4 protein-coding genes are annotated in these 4,729 nt (G+C 38.4%); 1 reads left to right on the top strand and 3 read right to left on the bottom strand.

Going from position 1 to position 4,729, the window contains the following annotated elements; translation table 11 throughout:
* Positions 1–41 precede the first annotated feature (41 nt).
* Together pdxT and pdxS are read right to left on the bottom strand one after the other, a co-directional pair.
* On the bottom strand, positions 42–620 hold the full coding sequence (gene pdxT / locus B371_RS0101440) for a pyridoxal 5'-phosphate synthase glutaminase subunit PdxT (RefSeq protein WP_019412544.1): 579 nt from the start codon (positions 618–620) through the stop codon (positions 42–44).
* Position 621: 1 nt separating this feature from the next.
* Positions 622–1,512 carry a pyridoxal 5'-phosphate synthase lyase subunit PdxS gene (gene pdxS / locus B371_RS0101435; RefSeq protein WP_019412543.1) on the bottom strand — a complete coding sequence of 297 codons (891 nt, stop codon included), beginning with the start codon at positions 1,510–1,512 and terminating at the stop codon, positions 622–624.
* Between the two features lie 105 nt (positions 1,513–1,617).
* Between pdxS and B371_RS0101430 the strand changes: the two genes are divergently transcribed.
* Entirely contained in the window at positions 1,618–3,027 is a 1,410-nt protein-coding gene (locus B371_RS0101430) for a PLP-dependent aminotransferase family protein (protein WP_019412542.1), read from the top strand.
* A 134-nt stretch (positions 3,028–3,161) separates the two neighbouring features.
* Here B371_RS0101430 and B371_RS0101425 read toward each other — a convergent pair whose 3' ends face one another.
* Entirely contained in the window at positions 3,162–4,517 is a 1,356-nt protein-coding gene (locus B371_RS0101425; RefSeq protein ID WP_019412541.1) for a D-alanyl-D-alanine carboxypeptidase family protein, read from the bottom strand.
* Positions 4,518–4,729 lie beyond the last annotated feature (212 nt).

Here is a 4,729-nt window from a genome sequence, read left to right as displayed (position 1 = left end):
AAAAAGGCCTGCACCAATGGCAGGCCTTAATCTTACATAATTTATTTAATAAAGTTTTCAACAAGATTGACAAAGTACTCTGTTACACGGTGATCATCTGTTAACTCCGGATGAAATGAACACCCAAGGAATTGGCCTTGTTGCGCCATCACAATTCGACCGTTATGTTCACATAGAACATCAATACTTGAACCCGCTTCAGTGATATGAGGAGCACGTATAAAGACTGCAGGGAAATTTTCCGCAACACCTTTAATAGAGAGTTGAGCTTCAAAGCTATCCACTTGGCGACCAAATGAGTTTCGTTCGACGGTGACATCCATTACACCAATATGTGGTTGATCAGAACCAACAATTGTATCAGCAAGCAGGATAAGTCCTGCACAAGTTCCAAACATTGGATTTCCCGCTTTAGCAAATGTTCGTAAAGGCTCCATCATCCCATATAAATCAATTAGACGACGCATCGTGGTGCTCTCACCACCAGGTAAAATAAGACCATCAATTTCCAACAGGTCATCTGCACGTTTAACAGCAATAGCTTGTGCTCCACTCGCTTCAATCGATTTGATATGTTCTCTCACAGCACCTTGGAGAGCTAATACGCCTATTTTCACCATTTTATAATACTCGATCCTGCATACGATCTTTTGATTCCAAGCGGGAAATTTCAATACCCTTCATTGGAACGCCAAGGTCTTTTGAAATTTCAACAAGTAGTTTATAGTCTTGGTAGTGTGTTGTTGCTTCAACGATAGCACGTGCAAATTTTTCCGGGTTGTCCGATTTAAAGATACCAGATCCTACAAATACCCCATCTGCTCCAAGCTCCATCATTAATGCCGCATCTGCTGGAGTTGCTACCCCACCTGCAGCAAAGTTCACAACTGGTAGTCGACCTAAATGTTTAATCTCAAGTAACACATGGTAAGGAGCACCTAAGATTTTGGCTTCTGTCATTAACTCATCTTCATTCATGTGAATAATTTTACGAACCTGTGCATTTAATTTACGTAAATGACGCACGGCTTCTACAATATTCCCTGTACCAGGTTCACCTTTCGTACGTAGCATGGAAGCTCCTTCACCGATTCGACGAGCTGCTTCTCCTAAATCTTTATTCCCACATACAAAAGGAACAGTGAAGTTACTTTTAATTAAATGGTACTCTTCATCTGCTGGAGTTAACACTTCAGATTCATCAATATAGTCAACACCCATTGCTTCTAACATGCGAGCTTCAGAAATATGACCAATACGTGCTTTAGCCATAACTGGAATCGTTACCGCATTCATAACTTCTTCTGTAATACGTGGGTCCGCCATACGTGCTACGCCACCAGCTGCACGAATATCAGATGGTACACGTTCTAAAGCCATTACCGCTACAGCTCCTGCCGCTTCAGCAATACGAGCTTGTTCTGCGTTGATAACGTCCATGATGACGCCACCTTTTTGCATTTCTGCCATTCCTCTTTTTACGCGATCGGTGCCAGTGAATTGTTGAGTCATAAAATTTATCCTCCATTCCATCAATGGTTTTAGTATAATGTAAGTATGACCATATGAAAAGTATCAGAATCTATTTATTTAACAAGGTCAGTTAGGAGCTTTAAAATGGATATCTGGTTAATAGAAATAAATAGATCTTCTTCGACTCCTCTTTATGAACAACTCTATCAAGTAATGAAAGAGTCAATTATTCATGGTAATTTGACTGTTGGCACTAAATTACCGTCTAAACGAAAGTTAGCAGAACTATTAGCCATCAGCCAAACGACGATTGAATTAGCATATACCCAACTGGTTGCGGAAGGTTTTATCACGGCAATAGCGCGTAGTGGATATTACACTGAACAAGTCGATGAACTATCTTATATCGATGAAAAACGTAAAGAAATTGAGCAGATTGAAGCGGTCAAACATAGTTTCAGTATTGATTTTAACTCAGGTCATATCGACATTGATGCCTTTCCTTTTAACCAATGGAGAAAGTATGCAAAGTCTTTACTAGATGATAAGTCGCGTAATTTATTATTGCTCGGTCACCCTCAAGGAGATTTGGAGTTAAGACAACAAATTGCAAGTTACCTATACTCGTCGAGAGGCGTTCGTTGTACACCTCAACAGGTGGTAATAGGTTCAGGAACTGAGCAATTATTGCCTCTACTTATTCGTCTACTCGGTAAGGAAGCTATTTACGCTATTGAAAATCCCGGTTATCCTATAACCCATCATATTTTTGCTAACAATGACAGAGAAACCTTAGCTGTCTCCGTTGATGAGGATGGAATGAAAGTGTCTGACTTAGAACACCTACCAGCTACAGTTGCCTATGTTACACCATCTCACCAGTTTCCTACCGGTGCAATATTATCTGCTTCTAGACGTGTACAACTACTCAACTGGGCAGCAAACCAGGAAGGACGATATATTATCGAAGATGACTATGACAGTGAGTTCCGTTATGTGGGCAAACCAATTCCATCTCTCCAAGGAATGGATCACAGTGAGCGAGTGATTTATATTAGTACGTTTTCTAAATCCTTGATGCCTTCCTTACGTATCGCCTATTTGGTATTGCCTATGCACCTTTTGCATGCATATCAACAAACTTTTCCCTACTACTCTTCAACAGTACCAAGATTAGATCAACATGTACTCTCACAGTTTATGAGAGATGGTCATTTTTCTAAGCACTTAAACCGAATGCGCAAATTGTACCGGAAGAAACTTGAAAAATTAACGCGTGTATTAAGTGCTTATGAGCCCAGCGTTTTAATTTCAGGTGAACAGGCAGGGATGCATATTGTGCTAACAATAGATACTAAATTAACTGACCTCCAATTAGTTGATCTAGCTAAGCAATCAGACATTCGAGTTTACGCTCTAAGCGAATATCATCGAATAACTGAAAACTTTTCTTTGAAACCACAAGTGTTGCTTGGATTCGGAGGTTTTGGAGAAGAGGAAATTGAAGTCTGTGTGAAAGCTTTAATGAATACATGGAATATCCAAAAAGGGTAATAATTCTTCTAGCTTGATGGTCTTCTACCTTCCCAATCTGATTTCGAAATGCTTCATGACCTATCGAAATGGCCATAATTTTATAGACACAAAAACGTGATTTCTTCCGATGAAGAAATCACGTTTTTATTTATTTAAAATAAACCACTAACAAAGTCAGTTGCACCATTCCACAACTTTCCAAAGAAATGGCCAATTCCTTGTAAACCTAGTGAGAACCAACTTGCACGTTCAACAGCTTCAGTTGTCACGACTTCAGATGATTTTGTTTTTCCTGTGATGTAGCCATAATCAGTCCCTTCAGACTTGACAAGTTCTACATGACCTATCACTTCGTCCTTCTCAATTTCAGCTTCCAAAGAACCTTCTATTACTTTATCCTCATTTAACACCAATTTAGGTGTATATAGCTCTTTTTCACTAGTTTTAATGACCATTTCTATCGGTTCTTTTACTGTAATACCGACTTGATCTTCTTTTCCTTTAATCACAGAAATATGTTTTTGATCTTTAAATTCAAATCCTGATGGAACTATTTCTTCTTTTGAGAATTGTGAGAAACCATAATTAAATAGTGCACTAGTCGCATCAAATCGAGCTTTATACGATCCCACTCCATTAGAATCAACCGCTTTTGTTACAACCGCGATGACGCGCAATCCATCTTTTTCAGCTGTTCCTGTAAAGCAATGACCTGCAAAATTTGTTGTTCCTGTTTTTAAGCCATCTACTTTAGCATTTTTATATTCATAAACAAACCCAGGAAGCATGAAGTTCCAGTTATCCATTTTTATGGCATCTGAAGTTCCTTCACGAAACACTTTACTAGGAATACTAGTAGTTTCAAGTACTTGAGGATAATCTTTCAACAAATGGTAAGCAAGCTTCGCTACTGATTTAGCAGGCATTACGTTTTCATCATCTTCACCAGTACCTTGAGGATGCATCCCTTGTAAATCACTGTTATTCAAGCCAGTCGAATTAACAAATTTATAATCAACTAGACCAAGCTCTTCAGCTTTTTTATTCATCATTTTGACGAACTCTGTTTCAGTACCTGCAATTGTTTCAGCAATAGCCATTGTTGCTGCGTTAGCAGAGTAAATCGCCATTGCTTCATACAATTCCTCAATGCTATACGAACCATCTTGACGGAGTGGTACATTACTTAAACGACGATCTTGTGAAATCTTATATGTGAAGTCAGTCATTGAATATTTTTGATCCCATGTAATTTGTCCATTTTCAATCGCTTCAAATAACAAGTATTCTGTCATCATTTTTGTCATACTTGCTATTCCTACTGCTGTATCTGCATTTTGTTCATATAAAATCTTCCCTGTATCCGCGTCTATTAAGATCGCGCTATCAACTAATAAATTTAGACTCTCTTCAGCATCTGTGGAAACCGGTTGTGTTACAACCATGCTTACCATCAAAATTGGAAGGAGTAACCAGCGCACTAACGCTTTGTTCCACACACTCTTCACTTCTAGAACCCCCGCCATTCTCATTTTATTTTACCTTGCTTATTTTATCATAAAAAGCGGTCATTTGGTGATGTTCTTGTTAAAAAACACCCATTCTGCCTAAGTATTAGACGTAGAATGGGTGCTAAAGTTCTATTGTTTATTAAATGAGTCAATTCCATAACTCCTCAATTAGATAATAAACACGAACATTTAATTGTTATCCGTTAATT

This window comes from Paenisporosarcina sp. TG20, from assembly GCF_000286315.1.
In the GTDB taxonomy this organism is placed as follows: domain Bacteria; phylum Bacillota; class Bacilli; order Bacillales_A; family Planococcaceae; genus Paenisporosarcina.
This window is presented reverse-complemented; position numbering and strand designations above follow the sequence as displayed.

What these genes read in the sequence shown, in the direction of transcription:
- pdxS (WP_019412543.1), bottom strand. Translation starts at nt 1,512, where the DNA reads ATGACTCAACAATTCACTGGCACCGATCGCGTAAAAAGAGGAATGGCA.
- B371_RS0101430 (WP_019412542.1), top strand. Translation starts at nt 1,618, where the DNA reads ATGGATATCTGGTTAATAGAAATAAATAGATCTTCTTCGACTCCTCTT.
- pdxT (WP_019412544.1), bottom strand. Translation starts at nt 620, where the DNA reads ATGGTGAAAATAGGCGTATTAGCTCTCCAAGGTGCTGTGAGAGAACAT.